Here is a 15,951-nt window from a genome sequence, read left to right as displayed (position 1 = left end):
TTCGTGCACACGGTGAGCGCCGGTGAACGTGCACGAATCGCGGGGGAGGCTAGGGGTCGAGGGCCGCAAGGCCGGCGTTGACGGTGTCGAAGGCGTCGCCGAGCGAGCGTTGCAGTGACACCGAGGTGTCGGCGAGCCAGTGTTCGTAGGCCGACAGTGCGACCCCAAGCATCGTCCATGCGGTGGTTTGGGGGATTAGGTCGCCGACCGTCAGGCCGAGGCGGCGGGCGACGAACTCGGCGACGACGGCCCGCCACCCCGCGTACATCGTCATCGAATGCGCCTGCAGTGCGTCGGTCTCGAGGATGACGCGCATCCGTTGGCGGTGATGGGCGGTCTCCGCCTCGTCGAAGTCGTTGAACGCCAACAGAGCCGACCGCAGCGCGACGGTGGTGGGCGCGTCGGCGGGCACCGCGTCGAGCAGCTCGCGCATGTGGTCGAGGTGCGCGTCGAAGTCGCCCCACGGGATGGCGTTCTTGGTGGGGTAGTAGCGGAACAGGGTGCGACGGGCGATGCCGGCTGCGCGGGCCACGTCGTCGACGCTGACCGCGTCGAAGCCGCGGCTGGCAAACAGCTCGAGTGCGACGTCGGTGATGTGGTCCCCGGTGGTCGACCTGCGTCTGCCCACGCGGCCCGCGGTTTCACGACTCATCGAGATCGGCCCTTCCGTTTCGGCACTCGATGCCATATTCTTGCGATCTCGATCACATTTGTCGAGACCCACTCCCACCGAAAGGCGAAGCCATGGAGCCGACTCAGCAGACCGAGACCGAACCCGTACTCGTCACCGAGAGCCTCGTCGAAGAGGTCTCGATCGACGGCATGTGCGGCGTCTACTGACGGTGGTTGCTTCGACGGAGGCGCCGACGGACGTTCCGGTGTTCGACCCCGACGTCCGGTGGCGGCTGCACCCCCAGGTGGCGGTGCGGCCCGAGCCTTTTGGCGCCCTGCTTTATCACTTTGGGACGCGCAAGCTTTCGTTCCTGAAGAACACCACGATCGTCGAGGTGGTCAACTCGCTCGACGCTCACCCCGACGCCAGGTCGGCCTGCCGGGCAGCCGGCGTCGACGACGCCGGGTTGGCGCCCTACCTGCACGCCCTCGGCGTGCTGGTCACATCCAAGATGCTGGTCCGCGAGGAGAACGCATGAGCCACGAGCGAGAAGCGAAGCGGGATCGCCCATGAGCACGAGTCTGTCCCCAGCGCCGGTGCCGAGGTTGGTCGACCAGTTCGAGCACGGCCTCGACGCCCCGATCTGCCTGACGTGGGAGTTGACCTACGCCTGCAACCTGTCGTGCGTGCACTGCCTGTCCTCGTCGGGCAAGCGGGACCCCCGCGAGCTGAGCACCCAGCAGTGCAAGGACATCATCGACGAGCTCGAACGCATGCAGGTGTTCTACGTCAACATCGGCGGCGGCGAACCCACGGTGCGGTCGGACTTCTGGGAGCTGGTCGACTACGCCACCGAGCACCACGTGGGCGTGAAGTTCTCCACCAACGGCGTGAAGATCACTCCGACGGTCGCGGCCAAGCTGGCCGCCAGTGACTACGTCGACGTGCAGATCTCCCTCGACGGGGCCACCGCACAGGTCAACGACGCCGTGCGCGGCCCTGGCTCGTTCGCCATGGCGATCCGGGCGCTGGAGAACCTGTCGGAGGCAGGCTTCACGGACGCCAAGATCTCGGTCGTCGTCACGCGCCACAACGTCGACCAGCTCGACGAGTTCAAGGCGCTGGCCGACCGCTACGGCGCCACGCTGCGGATCACCCGGCTGCGCCCCTCGGGCCGTGGCGCCGACGTCTGGGACGAGCTCCACCCCACCGCGGCCCAGCAGGTGCAGCTCTACGACTGGCTGGTCGCCCGCGGCGAGGGCATCCTCACCGGCGACTCCTTCTTTCACCTCTCGGGCCTCGGACAGCCGGGCGCCCTGGCCGGGCTGAACCTGTGCGGCGCCGGGCGCGTGGTGTGCCTGATCGATCCCGTCGGCGACGTCTACGCGTGCCCGTTCGCCATCCACGACCGGTTCCTTGCGGGAAACATCTTGTCGGACAGCGGCTTCCAGAACGTGTGGCAGAACTCGAAGCTGTTCCGCGAGCTGCGCGAGCCGCAATCGGCCGGTGCGTGCGGCAGCTGCGACCACTACGACGGCTGCCGCGGGGGCTGCATGGCCGCCAAGTTCTTCACCGGCTTGCCGATGGACGGACCCGACCCCGAATGCGTGCAGGGCTACGGCGAACCCGCCCTGGCGCTCGAGCGCAGCAAGCCCAAGCCCAGCGGTGACCACTCGCGCGCGGGCGGCCGCAAGGCTCCCGTCCCGCTGACCCTTCTCACCCGACCGCCCGGTCCTCGGGTCGCCGGCGGCCCGGCTCCGAAGACGCTCTGCAACGAAAGTCCCGTATAGATCATGGCCCGTGACATCTGGTTCGAGACCGTCGCCATCGCGCAGCAGCGCGCGAAGAAGCGGCTGCCGAAGTCCGTGTACAGCTCGTTGATCGCCGCCAGCGAGCGCGGCATCACCGTCGCCGACAACGTGGACGCCTTCGGCGAGCTCGGCTTCGCACCCCACGTGATCGGCGCGATCGAGAAGCGCGACCTCGCGACAACCGTGATGGGACAGGAGATCTCATTGCCGGTGATGATCTCCCCGACCGGCGTGCAGGCCGTGCATCCCGACGGTGAGGTCGCGGTGGCGCGCGCCGCCGCGGCGCGGGGTACCGCGATGGGATTGTCGTCGTTTGCGAGCAAGCCCATCGAAGAGGTCATCGCCGCCAACCCCAAGCTGTTCTTCCAGGTGTACTGGCTCGGTGGCCGCGACGCCATCGCCGCGAGGGTGGAGCGGGCCAGGGCCGCGGGCGCGGTCGGAATCATCGTCACCACCGACTGGAGCTTCTCCCACGGCCGCGACTGGGGCAGCCCGGTGATCCCGGAGGAGATGAACCTCCGTACCACCGTTCGGATGATGCCGGAGGGTCTGACCCGGCCAAGCTGGTTGCTGCAGTGGGCCAAGACCATGCGTCCGCCGAACCTGCGGGTGCCCAACCAGGGCAACCGCGGTGAGGCCGGACCGCCGTTCTTCGCCGCCTACGGCGAGTGGATGGGCACGCCGCCGCCCACGTGGGAGGACATCGCCTGGTTGGTCGACCTGTGGGGCGGGCCGGTGATGCTCAAGGGCGTGATGCGCGTCGACGACGCGAAACGCGCTGTCGACGCCGGTGTCTCGGCGATCTCCGTCTCCAACCACGGTGGCAACAACCTCGACGGCACACCCGCGTCGATCCGCGCGCTACCGGCGATCGCCGCATCGGTCGGAGACCAGGTCGAGGTGCTCCTCGACGGCGGCATCCGCCGCGGCAGCGACGTGGTCAAGGCGCTCGCGCTCGGGGCGCGGGCGGTCATGCTGGGCCGCGCCTACCTGTGGGGGCTCGCGGCCGAGGGGCAACCGGGGGTCGAGAACGTCCTCGACATCATGCGCAGTGGCATCGACTCGGCCCTGATGGGACTCGGCAAGGCGTCGATCCACGACCTCGTCGCCGACGACGTGCTGATGCCCGCGGGCTTCACCCGGGCCCTTGGCATGCCCACCGCCGAGAACGCCTGACCCCGACACCGGCCCCGCGTGGTCCCGGTGGGGCGGGCGGTGCTGAGGAGGCGGACGTGAAGGCCGGACCGCGCCCCGGGTGACGACGGCTGAACCGAATGCCGCGCAAACCCCAACATTCGGCGCACACCAGGTTAATTCGGCCTACGATCGGCGGGTGGCTTTCCCCAACGAGCTTGGGAACTCAACGGCGAGACAGCTCCATGATCTGTCACCCGCCTTGATCATCCCGCTAGGCTCGACCGAGCAGCATGGGCCACACCTGCCAGTTGACACCGACACCCGGATCGCGTCCGCCGTCGCCAGGGGCATAGCCCAGCAACTGGCCGACCCGTGGATGTTGGCTCCCGCAATCGGCTACGGCGCCAGCGGTGAGCATCAGGGATTTCCGGGGACGGTCTCGATCGGCACCGCTGCGCTCCAGCTCCTCCTCGTCGAGTACGGCCGTTCGGCATGTGACTGGGCCTCGCGGCTGGTGTTCGTCAACGGCCATGGCGGCAACGTCGCCGCCGTTGCCGCCGCCGTCACCCTGCTCCGTGGCGAAGGTCGTGACGTCGCGTGGTGCGCGTGCAGCGTGCCCGGGGCCGACGCCCACGCCGGGCACACTGAAACGTCTGTATTGCTACATATTTCGCCCGACGTGGTACTCACCGAGGAGTGGGTCGCTGGCAACGAAACCCCGTTGGCGGAGCTCATGCCCCGCCTTCGCGACGGCGGCGTCGCCGCGGTCAGTTCGGTCGGCGTGCTCGGCAACCCCACCACGGCATCGGCCGTCGAGGGGTCGCGTATCTTTGCTGAGATGGTCGACACCTGCACCCGCCGCGTCGCGGCGTGGACCCCCGGCGCCGGGGGGCTCTTGCAGTGACCGGACCACGACTGCCCGACGGCTTCGCCGTGCAGGTGGACAGACGGGTGAGGGTGCTCGGAGAGGGGTCGGCACTCCTCGGCGGTTCACCCACCCGGCTGTTGCGCTTGGCGCCCGCCGCTCAGACGATGCTCAACAGCGGCCGCCTGGAGGTGCACGACGCCCAGAGTGCGCAACTGGCGCGCACCCTGCTCGACGCCACCGTGGCCCACCCCCGCCCGGCGAGCGGTCCGTCGCATCGCGACGTGACGATCGTCATTCCGGTGTTGGACAACCCGATTGGACTCAAACGGCTCGTCTCGTCGTTGCGGGGCATGTGCGTCGTCGTGGTCGACGACGGCTCGGCGGCGCCGGTTCGGCTCGACGACTTCGCGGGCCTGCACTGCGACGTGCGCGTGCTGCGTCACGCCACCAGCAAGGGGCCCGCGGCCGCACGCAACGCCGGCCTGGCCGTCTGCGAGACCGACTTCGTCGCATTCCTCGACTCCGACGTCGTGCCACGCCGCGGCTGGCTCGAGGCGCTCCTGGGTCACTTCTGCGACCCGGCCGTCACGCTGGTGGCGCCGCGCATCGTCGGATTGCACGAACCGCACAACATGGTGGCGCGCTACGAGGCGGTGCGGTCCTCGCTCGACCTTGGCCAGCGCGAGGCACCGGTGGTGCCCTACGGAACCGTCTCCTACGTGCCCAGCGCGGCCATCATCTGCCGCCGGTCCGCCCTCGTCGAGGTCGGCGGGTTCGACGAGACGCTCAGGTCTGGCGAGGACGTCGACCTGTGCTGGCGCTTCATCGAAGCCGGGGCGCGCCTGCGGTACGAGCCGATCGCTCTGGTGGGCCACGACCACCGGACGAACCTGCGAGAGTGGTTCGCGCGCAAGGCCTTCTACGGCTCGTCGGCCGCGCCGCTGGCCGTCCGGCATCCCGGCAAGACCGCCCCGCTGGTGTTGTCCGGGTGGACCCTGCTGGTGTGGCTGCTGCTGGCCATGGGCTCGGGAGTGGGCTACGTCGCCTCGACGGTCGTCGCCGCGATCACCGGGCGCAAGATCGCGAAGGTGCTCAGCGCCGTCGACACCGAGCCCAGGGAAGTGGCGGCCGTCGCGGCCCAGGGGTTGTGGTCGGCCGCGCTGCAGCTGGCCTCGGCGATGTGCCGGCACTACTGGCCCATCGCGCTCGTGGCAGCCGTCTGCTTCCGGCGGTGCCGGCAGGTGGTGCTGGTGGCCGCCGTCGTGGACGGGGTGGTCGACTGGGCCAGCCGCAACGGCAACGCCGACGACGACGCCAAGCGGGTGGGGCTGTTCTCCTACCTCCTGCTCAGACGGCTCGACGACATCGCCTACGGGCTCGGCCTGTGGACGGGCGTCGTGCGCGAGCGTCACCTCGGCGCGCTCAAGCCGCAGATCCGGACCTGACGCATCTCCTTGCACTCGGACGTCCTCATCGTCGGCGCGGGCAGCGCCGGCTGCGTACTCGCAGAGCGGCTTTCGCGTGATCCCCATCGCCACGTGACGGTGGTCGAGTCGGGTCCGGGGGCGTCGCATCCGCAGGTGACGGCGCAGATCGGCGACGGGCTTCGCCTTCCGATCGGATCGGCGAGTTCGGTGGTCCGGCGCTACGAGACGACGTTGACCGACCGGCCCCGCCGCACGGCGACCATCATGCGCGGTGAGGTCGTCGGTGGGTCGGGGGCGGTCAACGGCGGATACTTCTGCCGCGGTCTGGCTGCCGACTTCGACGGCTGGGGACTCCCCGGCTGGTCGTGGGACGACGTCCTGCCGCACTTCCGCGACATCGAGACCGACCTGGACTTCGACGGCCCGCTCCATGGTGCGAACGGGCCCATGCGGATCGGACGCATCACCGAATTCGAGACGGGCGCAATCGCTTTCGTCGACGCAGCCCGCGACCGTGGCTTCGAGTGGGTCGACGACCTCAACGGCGTCGCCGCGGGGCGTCCCGGCGTCGGCGCGGTGCCGTTGAACATCGAACGAGGCGCGCGGGTCGGGCCGGGGGAGGCCTTCCTCGGCAGGGCCTTCGGCCGGCCGAATCTCGAGGTGCTGCAGGACCGCAGGGTCCGGCGGGTCCGGTTCGTCGGCGATCGTGCCGTCGGCGTGGAGTGCGCCGGGGCGGACGACCTGACCGCCGACCACGTGGTGCTGTCGGCCGGTGCCATCGGGTCGGCGCACCTGCTGATGCTGTCGGGCATCGGGCCGGCGGCCCAGCTGTCCGCGGCGGGGGTCACCGTGGTCCAAGACCTGCCGGTGGGAACCCGAAGCGCCGACCACCCCGAATGGGTGCTTCCGGTCGACTGGCCCGCCGCGCCGGGCCGGCCACCTCTGGAGGCGCTGCTGACCACCGCCGACGGTCTGGAGATTCGCTGCTACACAACCGGCTTCGCGACGATGACGGGGTCGGCGTACGACCCGTCCGACCGGCCGCATCTGGGCGTGACCTTGATGCGGCCCCGATCCCGCGGGCGGCTGACCCTGACCTCCGCGGACCCCGACGTGCCACCGCGAATCGAACACCGCTACGACAGCGAGGCCTCCGACGCCGCCGTCCTGGCGGGTGGCGCGGACCTGGCGCACGATCTCGCGGGATCGGGGTACGAGGCCCGTGACTCGTTCTGGTCGACGTCGCAGCATCTGTGCGGCACCGTCCCGATGGGCCGCGACGGCGAGGCGCCGCTGGACGAGAGGTGCCGCGTGCGCGGGGTGGAGGGGCTGTCGGTAGTCGACGGGTCAATCCTGCCCGAGATCACCAGTCGTGGGCCTCACGCCACCATCGTCATGATCGGGCACCGTGCGGCGGACTTCATCGGTTGACCCGCCGCATCGCGACGAGTGCCTCGGCCAGGAGCGTCGCCGCCACGACACCGTCGACGACGGGAACGCCGAGGCGCTCGGTGAGCGGCGCCGCGAATGTGGCCATTGCCGCGCAGCCCAACACGATCGCGCGGCTCCCGTCCTGCGCCAACGCCCTTTCGCACAGGTCTCCGATGGGTTCGACGGTGGCGGGATCCGAGTCGATCCGGAGCACCGGGATGTCGCAGGCGTAGACGCCGAGGCACTGGCTGGGCGTGTAGGTCTTGGCCAGGGTCCACGCGGTCGGCACCGTGGCCGACATCGACGTCACCACCGAGAAGCTGCCCGCGCTCAGCGCGGCGGCGTGCATCGCGGCCTGCGCAATGCCCAGCACCGGCACGTCGACCGCGGCACGAACCTGATCCAGACCGGGATCGCCGAAGCATGCGATCACGTAGGCGTCGGGGGGTGTGGCGCCGCGGGCGGCGCGGTGGATCTCCTCGAGAAGGCCGGGGATGCACCGACGTTCGTCGTCCTCGTTCTCGATGCTGGCCGGGCCCTCACCGGGGTTGACGGCGACGACCTCGGTGCCCGGTCCGGCCACTGCGCGTGCCGACGCCCCGATGGCGGCCGTCATGGAGGCGGTGGTGTTCGGGTTGACGATCAGGAGGCGCACGCCACCAGGGTAGGCGGGAGTCAGGCTCGGTGCCGTCCCTCGGTTCGACGGCGAACCATCCGCGATTGGCGCCCGTCCCGGCCCGGAGCCCAGAATGCGACGAGCACCGCCGCGACCACGATCACTACGGCGAGGACGAGCACCGACGACGCCATCGCATGAAGGAACGCCGTCTTGGCCAGTTCGGCGAGCGGGGCGCCCTGCGGGCCGAGGCGCTCGGCCACCGCCAGGGCCTCCGCCAGTGAACCGGCCGCCCGGTCGCGCACCGGCTCGGGGAACCGCGCCAGGTCGGGGGCGAGGACGGCGGTGTAGCGCCCGGCGAGGACGGAACCCGCCACCGCGATGCCCAGGGCTGCGCCGATTTCGCGGGTGGCGTCGTTGACCGCGGAGGCGACGCCCTGCTTCTCGTCGGGAGCCGCGCCCATGATGGCGGAAGTGGTTGGCGCCGTGCAGAAGCCGACTCCGGTGCTCAGCACCAGCAGCGGCCACGCCAGGTCGAGGTAGGACGACCCGACCTCGAGCAATCGCAAGCACAGCAGACCCGCCGCGATGAGAAGCAGGCCGACCGTCACCGCGACGCGCAGTCCGACCTTCGGGAGGTACCAGCCGGTGGCGATGCTGAGAATGAAGATCGGCACGATGAGGGGTGCCAGGGCCAACGCCGTGCCAAGCGGGCTGTATCCCATCACCAGCTGCACGTACTGGATGACGACGAAGAAGAACCCGAAGTTGGCGAAGAAGAGGATGGTGACGCCGAGCGCGCCGGTGGCGAAGTCCGGCCTGGCGAACAATCGCATGTCGAGCAGCGGATGGCGGCGCCGGAGTTCGACGGCGGTGAACGCCACCGAGCACGCCACCCCCGCCGCCATGGAGCCCCACACCACGGGATGGCCCCAGCCCCGCATGGGCGCCTCCACCACGCCGAAGACGAAGATCGCCACCGCGGCGCCGATGAGCACCGCTCCCGGCCAATCCAGGGGAGCGGCGTCGTCGTCGCGCGAGGACGTGACGGTGAGCGCCAAGGCGAAGAGCAGCGCGCCCGCCCCGGCGAAGGCCCAGAAGATGGACTGCCAGGACCAGAACTGCAGGAGGATGCCGGTGACCAGGAACCCGACCACGGCGCCCGAGCCCGCCACGCCGGCCCAAATGCCAACAGCCCTGTTGCGCTGCGATTTTGGATAGGCCGCCGTGAGCAGGGACAGCGTCGCCGGCATGACGAAGGCGGCGCCCGCACCGGAGACGGCCCTGGCCGCGATGAGCGCGACGGGTCCGTCGACGAAGATCGGAGCGAGCGACGCCACGGTGAACACGGCGAGCCCGATGAGCAACGCCCCCCGCCGGCCGTACCGGTCGCCGAACGCTCCGGCGGGCAAAAGGAGACACGCCAGCACCAGGGTGTAGCCGTCGATGACCCACGTCAGCTGGGACTGGGTGGCAGAGGTCTCCACGGCGATGTCGGGGAGCGCGGCGTTCAGCGCCACCATCGACGAGATGACCATCGAGACGGCAAGGCACGCGACCACCAGCAACCAGACTCGCGCCCGCGCGGACGGCCCGTCGGACCGATGGTCGATATCCTGGTCGGACGGCACGTAGGAGTCGACCATGGGCGTCACTCCTTCGGGCTGGGCTATTTTCGAGACTAACAGTCTTGGTGAGAGACCGATAGTCTCGGAGGTCCGAAACCCCTTCGCTGGAGGCGAGATATCCGATGTCGGCCGAGCGCTCCGATCCGCGACCCGCGCGTTCTCGGGCCCGGCTGCTCGAAGCGGCCACCGTGCTGCTGAGGTCGGGCGGGCCGAGCGCGGTCACCGTCGACGCGGTCACCCGCACCGCCAACGTCGCGAGGGCCACGCTCTACCGACACTTCTCCAGTGCCAACGACCTCCTCGCCGCCAGCTTCACCAGCCTGATACCGCCGCCACCGATGCCGCCGGACGACGGCTCACTGCGCGAGCGGTTGTTGGCAATCGTGGTGGCGTGGGCGCAGTCGATCGCCGAGGCGCCGACGACGCTGACCGCCATGGCGTGGCTGTCGCTGGGCCCGGACATCGGACCGCTGCCGCTGACGCAGCCCGCCGACGCGGGCAGCCCCGAGATGCGGTCGCTGCGGGAACGCATCGCGCAGCAATATGCGGCGCCGTTCGACGTGATCTTCGACGGCCCACAGGCCGCCGCCGAACTCGACGACGTCGACCGCGCCGTCGCCCTCGCCCTGCTGATCGGGCCGCTGGCCTTCGGGCGGCTCAGCACGCTCGCCGAATTCGACTACGAGAAGGTGGCGGTGGCGGCGGTCGACGGGTTCCTGCTGACCTTCGCCAAGAAGACCGACGGGGCTACCGCATCGAGTAGCGAATCGGAAGGTGCTTGAGCCCGCCGACGAACGTCGTCGCGGAAAGCTCTGGCACACCGGCCAATTCGACCGACTGCAGTCGCGGCACCAGTGCGGTGAACAGGCTGTTCATCTCCATCCTGGCGAGCGCGGCACCCAGGCAGAAGTGCACGCCGTACCCGAACGCGACGTGCTTGTTCGGATCGCGGCCGACGTCGAATCGGAACGGGTCGGCGAAGACCTCCTCGTCCCGGTTGCCCGACACGTACGCCAGGTACACGGACTCACCCGCGGCGATGTCCACGCCGCGCACCGTGGTGTCGGCCGCGGCCGTCCGCATGAATTCCTTGACCGGAGTGGACCATCGGATCATCTCCTCGACGGCGGTCGGCATCAGCCCCGGATCGTCCCGCAGCCGCTGCAGTTCACCGGGGTTCTCGATCAGCGCCCGCATCCCGCCCGAGATCGCGTCCTTGGTGGTGTCGTGCCCGGCGCTGGCGACGATCACGTAGTACGACGCGGTGTCGACGTCGGACAGCCGCTCCCCGTCGACGAGGCCGTTGGCAATCGCCGAGGCCAGGTCGCCGGTCGGCTGCTCTCGACGCGACGCGGTCAGTTCGTTGAAGTAGGCGAAGAAGTCGAGCAGCACCGCGAACTGGTCCTCCAGCGATCCCGCGTCGCGCTTGTACTCGTCGTCGTCGCCGCCGAACATCTCCTGGGTCAGGGAGTGCATCCGACCGAAGTCGGATTCGGGCAGACCGAGAAGCGACATGATCACGTACAGCGGGAAGTCGACGGCGACGTCGGTGACGAAGTCGCATTCGGGTCCGATGTCGGCCATCTTGTCGACGTAGCGCGTGGCCAGCTCGTCGACGCGGACCTTCAGGTCGCGCATGGCCTTGGGCCTGAACCAGTCGGCACCGATTTGGCGGACCTTGCGGTGGTGCGGGTCGTCCATGTGGATCAGCGTTCGCAGACCGATGCCCGCCTCGAGTTGCTCCTTGGCCATGTCGTCGGCGGCCGCGGTGGCCAGCAGCGGGCGCGGCTCGCTGAGGAAGAGTTCGTTGTCGCGTTCGATGGCCATGATGTCGGCGTGCTTGGTGATCGCCCAAAACGGTCGGTATCGGTGATGGTCGACCCAGGCAACGGGATGGTGGGCCCGCAACTCGGTGAGTGCCGCGTGCAAGCGCTCGTCGTCGGCGTAGGCGGTCGGGTCGGCGAGGACCTTCGTCGGGTCGTCGGTCGGTGTGCTCATCGGACTCCTGGTACGCGGGCTGTACTTGACGGGTGTCAAGGCGTCAGTCTAGGTGGCCTCGGAGTGCGCTGGCTCACATCCCGCGGATCCCCGCCCCGTCTGCCCGGCCGCCGGCCGAACCCGCATCGGTAGGCTCGGTCGAGATGCGCCGAGAATCGTTTGGTCGTCGCGCGACGACGATCCTGGTCGCCGTGCTCGTGCTGATTGCGGGTTGCGCCCGTGACGACGGCCCCGCCGCGACGACGCCCACGGCACCGCCCGCCGACCCCGCGCTCGCCAACACCGCGACCGGAACCGTCCGCGGGACCGTCGCACCCGATCACCGACTCTTCGCCGGAATTCCCTACGCGGCACCGCCCGTCGGCCCCCTGCGGTGGCAGCCCCCCGCACCCGCGCAGTCGTGGCCGGGGGTACGCGACGCGACCCACACCGGACCGCGGTGCATGCAGGACGGCAGCGATCTGGAGATGGGCCGACAGACCTCGGAGGACTGTCTGACGCTCAACGTGTGGACGCCGCCGCCCTCGGATGCCAAGCGCGCGGTGATGGTGTGGATTCACGGCGGCGCGTTCATCAACGGCAGCAGCGGGATCTACGACTCGCGATGGCTGGCCACCCGCGGCGACGTCGTCGTAGTCACGCTGAACTACCGGCTCGGGGCGCTGGGCTTCCTCGCGCACCCGGCGCTGGGACCGCCGGGGGCCGTCGGCAACTACGGGCTCGCCGACCAGCAGGCCGCACTGCGGTGGGTGCACGACAACATCGCCAACTTCGGCGGCGACCCGGACGCGGTCACCATCGCCGGCGAGTCCGCGGGCGGGATGTCGGTGTGCGACCACCTCGTCGCCCCGGGCTCCGAGGGACTCTTCCGTGCGGCGATCATCCAGAGCGGGCCCTGCCAGGCGCAGCTCGCGTTGCCCGACGCGCAGCGGGCCAGCGTCGACTACGCGCGCGCCGCGGGGTGCGGGGACATGCGTACCGTGGCCGCCTGCCTGCGCGCACTGCCGGCCGAGAAGTTGCGAAAACCCGTGTGGTACTACCGCATCGGCGACGACGCGTTGAGCGGTCCCGTCACGGGAACCAAGGTGCTTCCCGTGGATCCGATGACGGAGATCGCCGAGGGCCGCGCCGCCAAGGTCCCCGTGCTGATCGGCACGAACCACGACGAGTTCACCTTGTTCGTGGCCCTGGAATACCTGCGGCAGAAGAAGCCCTACACCGAGGCGCAGTATCCGCAATTGCTGGCCCAGACGTTCGGCCGGCACGCCGCCGAGGTGGCGACGCACTACCCGTTGAGTCGCTACGGGGGCAGCGTGCCGCTCGCCTACTCCGCGGCCGTCACCGACGGGGTGTTCGCCTGCGTGGCCGACAGGATCACCGAAGGCCTCGCCAAGGAGGATTCGGTGTACGCCTACGAGTTCGACGACCGGGGGGCACCCGCGCCGGACCCGTTGCGCAACCTGCCCTTTCCGGTCGGCGCCAGCCACTCGCTGGAACTGCGGTACCTCTTCGACATCGGCGGGGCCCCGCCGCTCAACCCCGACCAGCGGGTGCTCTCGGACCAGATGATCGACGCGTGGAGCCAGTTCGTCCGCGACGGGCACCCCGGTGACGACTGGCCCGCCTTCGACGCGCAGGAAAAGCGGTTGTCCTTGCGGCCCGACGGCAGCAGGGTGGACACCAACTTCGACCAAGCGCGTCAATGCCCGTTCTGGGCCGGCCTCGAGGAGTAGCCCATGCCGACACCGGACGCGGCGGCGTTCGCCGACGCTTGGACGCGGGCGTGGAACGAGCACGACGTGGAGGCGGTGCTCCGCCACTTCGACGACGACGTCGTCTTCACCTCACCCGTCGCCGCACGGGTGATTCCGGAGAGCGGGGGAGTGGTCCGCGGCAAGGCGGCCCTACGGGAGTACTGGCTGACGGCGCTCCGGGTCCTACCCGATCTGCACTTCGAGCTCGTGGACGTCTACCGGGGTGAGTCGGTGCTGGTGGTCAACTACCGCAACGAGCGAGGCGGCCTGGTCAACGAGATCCTGATGTTCGACGGGGACCTGGTCCGCGAGGGTCACGGCACCTATCGGGAGTAGGACCCGAGCCCGCCGGCGTGACCCGGGTGGCGACGTCGGCATGCCCGAGCGCCACGCGATCCGCGTGCGCCGAGGGGCACGGCCAGGAATTTGGAGCACGCGGGGATCTGAGGCATACTGTTCGGGTTGCCTTGAGCCGGGACGATGCTTGATCTGGAGCATGCCTGGCTTAGGCGACCGACCAGCGCCTTTACCGGCGCGTCCGGTCCCCACCTCGACTGCGGCGGATTCTAGACGCGGAAGAGTGTGCGCGAAGGCGACACGCCCGAGCGCGGGGGTCGGTGGACCACAGACAGGTAAACAGCGGCGGCATAGCCAGCGCACTACCCAACGGGTAGAGCGCACGAAGACCAGGCCCATTCAGTGGGCCCGTTAATAGTGAGGTAGGACAAGCGTGGCGGGACAAAAGATCCGCATCAGGCTCAAGGCCTATGACCACGAGGCGATCGATGCCTCGGCGCGCAAGATCGTCGAGACGGTCACCCGGACGGGCGCGAGCGTCGTTGGCCCGGTGCCGCTGCCGACGGAGAAGAACATCTATTGCGTCATCCGCTCGCCGCACAAGTATAAGGACTCGCGGGAGCACTTCGAGATGCGCACCCACAAGCGCCTGATCGACATCCTCGACCCGACGCCGAAGACCGTTGACGCTCTCATGCGCATCGATCTGCCGGCGAGCGTCGACGTCAACATCCAGTAGGAGAGACCAGAACCAATGGCACGCAAAGGCATTCTGGGCACCAAGCTGGGCATGACGCAGGTGTTCGACGAGAACAACAAGGTCGTCCCAGTCACGGTCGTCAAGGCCGGTCCCAACGTGGTGACCCGTATCCGCACCACCGAGCGCGACGGCTACAGCGCCGTACAACTCGCCTACGGCGAGATCAGCCCGCGCAAGGTCAACAAGCCGGTCACCGGTCAGTACGCCGCGGCGGGCATCAACCCCCGCAGGCATCTGGCCGAACTCCGGTTCGACGACGAGGCAACCGCCGCCGACTACGAGGTCGGCCAGGAGTTGACCGCCGAGATCTTCGCCGACGGCAGCTACGTCGACGTCACCGGCACGTCCAAGGGCAAGGGCTTCGCCGGCACGATGAAGCGTCACGGCTTCAAGGGCCAGGGCGCCTCCCACGGCGCGCAGGCAGTGCACCGCCGGCCCGGCTCGATCGGTGGCTGTGCCACCCCGGGTCGCGTCTTCAAGGGCACCCGCATGTCCGGCCGGATGGGCAGTGACCGCATCACGACCCAGAACCTGAAGGTGCACAAGGTCGACGCCGAGAACGGTGTGCTGTTGATCAAGGGCGCCATCCCAGGCCGCAACGGTGGACTCGTCGTCGTTCGCACTGCGATCAAACGAGGTGAGAAGTAATGGCTGACAAGACCATTGACGTCCGTACGCCGGACGGCAAGACCGACGGCAACGTCGTCCTGCCCGCCGCGCTGTTCGACGCCGAGCCCAACATCGCCCTGATGCACCAGGTGGTGACGGCTCAGCTGGCCGCCAAGCGCCAGGGCACGCACTCGACCAAGACCCGCGCCGAGGTCTCCGGTGGCGGCAAGAAGCCGTACCGCCAGAAGGGCACCGGCCGCGCCCGTCAGGGTTCGACGCGTGCACCGCAGTTCACCGGCGGTGGCATCGTGCACGGCCCGAAGCCGCGCGACTACAGCCAGCGGACCCCGAAGAAGATGATCGCCGCGGCTTTGCGCTCCGCTCTTTCTGATCGGGCCCGCAACGACCGGATCATCGCGGTCACCGAGCTGATCAGCGGCCAGACGCCGTCGACCAAGTCCGTCAAGGCGTTCCTCGAGGCGCTGGTGACCAACCAGCGCAAGGTGCTGATCGTCATCGGCCGCAGCGACGAGGTCGGTGCCAAGAGCGTGCGCAACCTGCCGGACGTTCGAGTGATCTCGCCGGAGCAGCTCAACACCTACGACGTGCTCGACGCCGATCACGTGGTGTTCAGCGTGGAGGCACTCAACGCCTACATCCAGGCGCACACCGCCGACAAGGAAGAGGTCACGGCCTGATGGCGACCGTCACTGATCCCCGCGACATCATCTTGGCGCCGGTGATCTCCGAGAAGTCCTACGGGCTGATCGAAGACAACACCTACACGTTCGTGGTGCACCCGGACTCGAACAAGACGCAGATCAAGATCGCGATCGAGAAGATCTTCAGCGTCAAGGTCGACTCGGTGAACACGTTGAACCGACAGGGCAAGCGCAAGCGCACCCGCAGCGGTTACGGCCAGCGCAAGAGCACCAAGCGCGCCATCGTGACCCTGACCGCGGGTAGCAAGCCAATCGACCTGTTCGGAGCACCGGCGTAACC

Annotated in this window: 18 protein-coding genes; 14 read left to right on the top strand and 4 right to left on the bottom strand. The window is 69.1% G+C overall.

Annotated features, from left to right (window positions below; translation table 11 throughout):
- Positions 1–49: 49 nt before the first annotated feature.
- The gene (gene mftR, locus H7J06_RS01715) at positions 50–652 is read right to left on the bottom strand and encodes a mycofactocin system transcriptional regulator MftR (protein WP_264036402.1); all 603 of its coding nucleotides are present in this window, start codon (positions 650–652) and stop codon (positions 50–52) included.
- 92 nt (positions 653–744) lie between these two features.
- Here mftR and mftA point away from each other — a divergent pair, with 92 nt between their 5' ends.
- The 7 genes from mftA to mftG all read left to right on the top strand — a co-directional run bounded on the left by mftA (position 745) and on the right by mftG (position 7,287).
- Positions 745–840: a mycofactocin precursor MftA gene (mftA, locus tag H7J06_RS01710; RefSeq protein WP_264036399.1), complete on the top strand. Its 96-nt coding sequence runs from the start codon at positions 745–747 to the stop codon at positions 838–840.
- A gap of 2 nt (positions 841–842) precedes the next feature.
- Positions 843–1,151: a mycofactocin biosynthesis chaperone MftB gene (gene mftB, locus H7J06_RS01705; RefSeq protein ID WP_264036396.1), complete on the top strand. Its 309-nt coding sequence runs from the start codon at positions 843–845 to the stop codon at positions 1,149–1,151.
- A 31-nt stretch (positions 1,152–1,182) separates the two neighbouring features.
- Complete coding sequence (gene mftC, locus H7J06_RS01700) at positions 1,183–2,403, top strand: mycofactocin radical SAM maturase (RefSeq protein ID WP_264036395.1); 1,221 nt, start codon at positions 1,183–1,185, stop codon at positions 2,401–2,403.
- 3 nt (positions 2,404–2,406) lie between these two features.
- On the top strand, positions 2,407–3,600 hold the full coding sequence (mftD, locus tag H7J06_RS01695) for a pre-mycofactocin synthase MftD (protein ID WP_264036394.1): 1,194 nt from the start codon (positions 2,407–2,409) through the stop codon (positions 3,598–3,600).
- Positions 3,601–3,757: 157 nt separating this feature from the next.
- A complete protein-coding gene (gene mftE, locus H7J06_RS01690; protein ID WP_264036392.1) occupies positions 3,758–4,465 on the top strand; it encodes a mycofactocin biosynthesis peptidyl-dipeptidase MftE in 708 nt (235 codons plus the stop codon).
- Positions 4,462–5,874 (top strand): mycofactocin biosynthesis glycosyltransferase MftF, encoded by a 1,413-nt coding sequence (mftF, locus tag H7J06_RS01685; RefSeq protein WP_264036390.1) that lies wholly within the window; start codon positions 4,462–4,464, stop codon positions 5,872–5,874. The genes mftE and mftF overlap by 4 nt, the downstream gene beginning before the upstream one ends.
- A 9-nt stretch (positions 5,875–5,883) precedes the next feature.
- On the top strand, positions 5,884–7,287 hold the full coding sequence (gene mftG, locus H7J06_RS01680) for a mycofactocin dehydrogenase MftG (RefSeq protein WP_264036389.1): 1,404 nt from the start codon (positions 5,884–5,886) through the stop codon (positions 7,285–7,287).
- Here the strand turns inward: mftG and H7J06_RS01675 are convergent.
- Positions 7,277–7,942 (bottom strand): aspartate/glutamate racemase family protein, encoded by a 666-nt coding sequence (locus tag H7J06_RS01675; RefSeq protein ID WP_264036387.1) that lies wholly within the window; start codon positions 7,940–7,942, stop codon positions 7,277–7,279. The two genes, mftG and H7J06_RS01675, sit on opposite strands and share 11 nt — an antisense overlap.
- Positions 7,943–7,962: 20 nt before the next feature.
- Positions 7,963–9,549 (bottom strand): MFS transporter, encoded by a 1,587-nt coding sequence (locus H7J06_RS01670; protein WP_264036385.1) that lies wholly within the window; start codon positions 9,547–9,549, stop codon positions 7,963–7,965.
- Between the two features lie 104 nt (positions 9,550–9,653).
- Between H7J06_RS01670 and H7J06_RS01665 the strand changes: the two genes are divergently transcribed.
- On the top strand, positions 9,654–10,313 hold the full coding sequence (locus H7J06_RS01665) for a TetR/AcrR family transcriptional regulator (protein ID WP_264036383.1): 660 nt from the start codon (positions 9,654–9,656) through the stop codon (positions 10,311–10,313).
- Here the strand turns inward: H7J06_RS01665 and H7J06_RS01660 are convergent.
- Complete coding sequence (locus H7J06_RS01660; RefSeq protein WP_264036381.1) at positions 10,279–11,529, bottom strand: cytochrome P450; 1,251 nt, start codon at positions 11,527–11,529, stop codon at positions 10,279–10,281. The two genes, H7J06_RS01665 and H7J06_RS01660, sit on opposite strands and share 35 nt — an antisense overlap.
- Before the next feature lie 143 nt (positions 11,530–11,672).
- On the opposite strand from H7J06_RS01660, the gene H7J06_RS01655 reads away from it, so the two are divergent.
- The 6 genes from H7J06_RS01655 to rplW all read left to right on the top strand — a co-directional run bounded on the left by H7J06_RS01655 (position 11,673) and on the right by rplW (position 15,949).
- Positions 11,673–13,262 carry a carboxylesterase/lipase family protein gene (locus tag H7J06_RS01655; protein ID WP_264036380.1) on the top strand — a complete coding sequence of 530 codons (1,590 nt, stop codon included), beginning with the start codon at positions 11,673–11,675 and terminating at the stop codon, positions 13,260–13,262.
- 3 nt (positions 13,263–13,265) lie between these two features.
- Positions 13,266–13,619: a nuclear transport factor 2 family protein gene (locus H7J06_RS01650; RefSeq protein WP_264036378.1), complete on the top strand. Its 354-nt coding sequence runs from the start codon at positions 13,266–13,268 to the stop codon at positions 13,617–13,619.
- Positions 13,620–14,013: 394 nt separating this feature from the next.
- Positions 14,014–14,319: a 30S ribosomal protein S10 gene (gene rpsJ, locus H7J06_RS01645; protein ID WP_003925843.1), complete on the top strand. Its 306-nt coding sequence runs from the start codon at positions 14,014–14,016 to the stop codon at positions 14,317–14,319.
- 15 nt (positions 14,320–14,334) lie between these two features.
- Positions 14,335–14,988 (top strand): 50S ribosomal protein L3, encoded by a 654-nt coding sequence (gene rplC / locus H7J06_RS01640; RefSeq protein WP_264036376.1) that lies wholly within the window; start codon positions 14,335–14,337, stop codon positions 14,986–14,988.
- Positions 14,988–15,647 (top strand): 50S ribosomal protein L4, encoded by a 660-nt coding sequence (rplD, locus tag H7J06_RS01635; RefSeq protein ID WP_264036374.1) that lies wholly within the window; start codon positions 14,988–14,990, stop codon positions 15,645–15,647. Before rplC ends, rplD begins: the two co-directional genes overlap by 1 nt.
- Entirely contained in the window at positions 15,647–15,949 is a 303-nt protein-coding gene (gene rplW, locus H7J06_RS01630) for a 50S ribosomal protein L23 (RefSeq protein ID WP_264036372.1), read from the top strand. Before rplD ends, rplW begins: the two co-directional genes overlap by 1 nt.
- The last annotated feature ends 2 nt before the right edge of the window (positions 15,950–15,951 follow it).

Origin of the sequence: Mycolicibacterium hodleri (assembly GCF_025822245.1) — a bacterium.
In the GTDB taxonomy this organism is placed as follows: Bacteria; Actinomycetota; Actinomycetes; order Mycobacteriales; family Mycobacteriaceae; genus Mycobacterium; species Mycobacterium hodleri.
This window is presented reverse-complemented; position numbering and strand designations above follow the sequence as displayed.

Bases quoted from the DNA above. Each gene is read 5' to 3' on its own strand.
- H7J06_RS01650 (WP_264036378.1), top strand. From the start codon at position 13,266: ATGCCGACACCGGACGCGGCGGCGTTCGCCGACGCTTGGACGCGGGCG.
- mftR (WP_264036402.1), bottom strand. From the start codon at position 652: ATGAGTCGTGAAACCGCGGGCCGCGTGGGCAGACGCAGGTCGACCACC.
- rplW (WP_264036372.1), top strand. From the start codon at position 15,647: ATGGCGACCGTCACTGATCCCCGCGACATCATCTTGGCGCCGGTGATC.
- H7J06_RS01655 (WP_264036380.1), top strand. From the start codon at position 11,673: ATGCGCCGAGAATCGTTTGGTCGTCGCGCGACGACGATCCTGGTCGCC.
- mftD (WP_264036394.1), top strand. From the start codon at position 2,407: ATGGCCCGTGACATCTGGTTCGAGACCGTCGCCATCGCGCAGCAGCGC.
- mftA (WP_264036399.1), top strand. From the start codon at position 745: ATGGAGCCGACTCAGCAGACCGAGACCGAACCCGTACTCGTCACCGAG.
- H7J06_RS01670 (WP_264036385.1), bottom strand. From the start codon at position 9,549: ATGGTCGACTCCTACGTGCCGTCCGACCAGGATATCGACCATCGGTCC.
- H7J06_RS01665 (WP_264036383.1), top strand. From the start codon at position 9,654: ATGTCGGCCGAGCGCTCCGATCCGCGACCCGCGCGTTCTCGGGCCCGG.
- rplD (WP_264036374.1), top strand. From the start codon at position 14,988: ATGGCTGACAAGACCATTGACGTCCGTACGCCGGACGGCAAGACCGAC.
- H7J06_RS01660 (WP_264036381.1), bottom strand. From the start codon at position 11,529: ATGAGCACACCGACCGACGACCCGACGAAGGTCCTCGCCGACCCGACC.
- mftC (WP_264036395.1), top strand. From the start codon at position 1,183: ATGAGCACGAGTCTGTCCCCAGCGCCGGTGCCGAGGTTGGTCGACCAG.
- rplC (WP_264036376.1), top strand. From the start codon at position 14,335: ATGGCACGCAAAGGCATTCTGGGCACCAAGCTGGGCATGACGCAGGTG.